The 3,304-nt window shown below is 52.5% G+C and carries 3 protein-coding genes; all 3 read left to right on the top strand.

What is annotated here, in order from left to right:
- Positions 1–36 precede the first annotated feature (36 nt).
- A complete protein-coding gene (gene thiM, locus B2899_RS15060; RefSeq protein ID WP_146809599.1) occupies positions 37–837 on the top strand; it encodes a hydroxyethylthiazole kinase in 801 nt (266 codons plus the stop codon).
- Between the two features lie 20 nt (positions 838–857).
- Positions 858–1,508 carry a thiamine phosphate synthase gene (gene thiE / locus B2899_RS15055; protein ID WP_146809598.1) on the top strand — a complete coding sequence of 217 codons (651 nt, stop codon included), beginning with the start codon at positions 858–860 and terminating at the stop codon, positions 1,506–1,508.
- Between the two features lie 420 nt (positions 1,509–1,928).
- Positions 1,929–3,304, top strand: a 1,376-nt coding sequence (locus B2899_RS15050; protein WP_286886866.1) for an ATP-binding protein, incomplete at its 3' end; no start/stop codon positions are given.

The following is a 3,304-nucleotide window of genomic DNA, read 5'->3' as shown; positions in this document are numbered from 1 at the left end:
CTCACGATTTTCACAGAAAAAGGAGGACATAGCAATATGCTGGAACAACAACTTGGGGCACTGCTTACCCGATTGCGTGAGAAAAGCCCGCTTGTACATAACATTACGAATGAAGTGGTGACGAACTTCACAGCTAATGGTTTGCTGGCGCTTGGCGCATCTCCGGTGATGGCGTATGCGCCGGAAGAGGTGGCCGATATGGCCAAAATCGCCGGGGCGCTTGTGTTGAATATGGGGACATTGACGAAAGAAACCATCGAAGCTATGCTGATTGCCGGAAAATCGGCCAACGAGCACGGTGTCCCAATTGTATTCGATCCGGTGGGCGCAGGCGCAACGCCATTCCGTACAGAAATGGCTCGTCGTATCGTAGAAGAGCTTGATCTGGCCATCATCCGGGGAAATGCGGCGGAAGTGGCCAATATTATGGGTGAAGCCTGGGAAATTAAAGGCGTAGATGCAGGGAAATCCGGCGGCGATATCGAAGCTTTGACCCGCAAAGCTGCAGATAAGCTGAATGCTGTGGTAGCCATTACCGGAAAGGTGGACAGGGTAGCAGGTCCGAACGCGCTGTATGCGATTCATAACGGGGATGAAATGCTGACACGCATCACGGGTACAGGCTGTCTGTTGACCTCCATTCTCGGCGCTTACGCTGCTGTAGAGCGAGATTGGGCGCTGGCGGCTGCGGCTGGGCTTGCGATGTACGGGGTTGCGGCAGAGTTAGCGCGGCAGACGGTGTCCGCCCCGGGCTCGTACCAGATTGCCCTCCTGGATATGCTGTACAGTGTGGATGAAGATCAAGTTGCGAGCATGGCTCGCATCGAACGGAAATAACTGCAGAAAGAGTGACAGACATGAACAACCAGACCTGGAAAGAGAAGCTTGGCGTCTACCTTGTTATTGGGATTGAAGATGCGGGCGGCCGCACCGCGCTGGAGACGGTGCGGTTAGCGATTGCAGGAGGAGCGGATGCTGTACAGCTACGTGAGAAGCATGCGCCGCTTTCCCGGGTGCTCGAAGTCGGACGGGAGATGCGTGCACTATGCCGGGAGCATGGTGTACCGTTTATAGTCAATGACCGCGTGGATGTAGCGCTTCTGCTGGACGCGGACGGCGTCCATGTCGGACAGGACGACTTGCCGGCAAGCGAGGTCCGCAAGCTGGTAGACGGGCGGATGTTTATCGGAGTGTCGGCATCTTCTACGGAGGAAGCACGGAACGCGCTCGCGCAGGGGGCGGATTATCTGGGGGTCGGATCGATTTATGCCACCAGCAGCAAAGCTGACGCCGGCGATCCGGTTACACCGGCTTTGATTGGTGAAATCCGTAAGTTTTCTGATGTTCCAATTGTTGCTATCGGCGGAATTACCGGGGACAATTGTCCGGAAGTAATGAAGCAGGGAGCAAATGGTGTGGCAGTCATTTCGGCGATCGTCGGACAACCGGATCCGCGTCAGGCAGCCGCCCGGCTACGCGAAGTCGTCGCTTCCTGCACGTTAGAGTAGCCAACAAAAACCACCATGGCGTTTCAGCCGCAACCCCGACATGAAAATCGTGGGAAAGACGGCTGACTTTTGTGGTACGAAGAAAAAGAGAGGAAAGAAGGAGGAGAGGATTTCAATGGGGAAAAAGGCGAACGCCTTTTTCTTCTCTGGATCTCCTTTCCTCTTTTTCTCCTTCTTTCCTCATGATTTTCACAGAAAAAGGAGCGGGACACCCCGCTCCTTTTACTGTCTTGCTTTTCCTTCCCTAGATCTTATTTCCTCTTCCCCTTCCTTCTTTTCTCATGATTTTCACAGAAAAAGCGAACAAACATTCTTGTTTGATGTATAATAAAAAGGAAAAGGACGGCAGGTAAACTGGCTTATATTGCTTTTCGCGATAAAAACCAGTACATTGAATGAAAGAAACAGGAGGGGAAGGACTTGAGTCGTCAAAACGTATCACCAACCATACCAGCTTATAGCGATGATGATATTCGCGTTCTCAAAGGCCTGACCGCAGTACGTGTCAGACCGGGAATGTACATCGGCTCGACCGGAAGCCGCGGCCTGCACCATCTTATCTGGGAGATCATCGATAACTCCAAAGACGAGGTATTGGCCGGGTATTGCGATACAATTAAAGTTACGATTCACCCGGACGGGAGCATTAGCGTCGAAGATAACGGACGAGGCATTCCGACAGGGATAAACAAAGATGAAGGCATTCCGACGCCAACGGTTGTCTTCACTGTACTGCATGCCGGCGGAAAATTCGGCGGCGGCGACGGATATAAAAAATCGGGCGGTTTGCATGGCGTGGGAGCGAGCGTAGTGAACGCGCTGTCTGAATGGCTCGAGGTAGAGATTTATCGTGACGGAAATATTTATCGCCAGCGATTTGAATATGTGGAAGAGGCGGACGGACAATTCAAGGCCGGCCATCCGGTGACCGACCTCGAAATTGTCGGGACAACGCGCAAGACAGGCACCCGCGTTACTTTTATGCCTGACAGGCGTGTTTTCGGCGACACGAACGTCCAATACAGCGTGCTGCGCGAACGTTTGCGCGACAATGCGTTTTTGTTGAAAGGCGTGACGATTCACCTGCGCGACATGCGTCCGGGCGCTCCGGAGAAAGAGGAATTCCACTTCTCCGAGGGAATCAAATCGTTCATCGAGTTTTTGAATGACGGAAAAAACACGCTGCATAATACGGTGTATTTTGAAGGCGAAAAAGAGAACATCGAAATTGAACTGGCGTTCCAGTACAATGACAACACGTCGGAAAATCTGCTGTCCTATGTCAATACGATTCCGACGATCGATGAGGGAACGCATGTATCCGGCTTCCGAAACGCGTTTACGAAAGTGTGCAATGACTATGCGCGCCGTAACAGCATGCTTAAGAAGAATGACAAAAATCTGACCGGCAATGACTACCGGGAAGGGCTGATGGCCGTGCTCAGCATCCGAATGGATGACCCGCAATTCGAAAGTCAGACTAAGGAAAAGCTCGGCAGCGAGGAAGCGCGCTCTGCGGTGGAAGCATTTATCAGCGAGAAGATGAGCTTTTTCCTTGAAGAGAATCCGGACATCGCCAGGCTGATTATCGAGCGGGCGATTGAATCGCGCCGCATTAAGGAAGAAATTAAGAAAGCGGCCGAAGCGCTCCGCAACCCGAACAAGAAAGGCAAAAAGAAAGGCAAACGTACGATCAGCGATAAATATACGCCCCCGAGCAAAAAGGACGCAGAACGCAACGAGCTTTTTATCGTGGAGGGGGATTCGGCGGGCGGGTCAGCGATCAACGGGCGCGA

This window comes from Aneurinibacillus sp. UBA3580 (assembly GCF_002375825.1).
Classification (GTDB): domain Bacteria; phylum Bacillota; class Bacilli; order Aneurinibacillales; family Aneurinibacillaceae; genus Aneurinibacillus; species Aneurinibacillus danicus.
The sequence above is the reverse complement of the archived record's forward strand: the minus strand, read 5'-3'. Positions and strand labels throughout refer to the sequence as shown.

What these genes read in the sequence shown, in the direction of transcription:
- thiM (WP_146809599.1), top strand. Translation starts at nt 37, where the DNA reads ATGCTGGAACAACAACTTGGGGCACTGCTTACCCGATTGCGTGAGAAA.
- thiE (WP_146809598.1), top strand. Translation starts at nt 858, where the DNA reads ATGAACAACCAGACCTGGAAAGAGAAGCTTGGCGTCTACCTTGTTATT.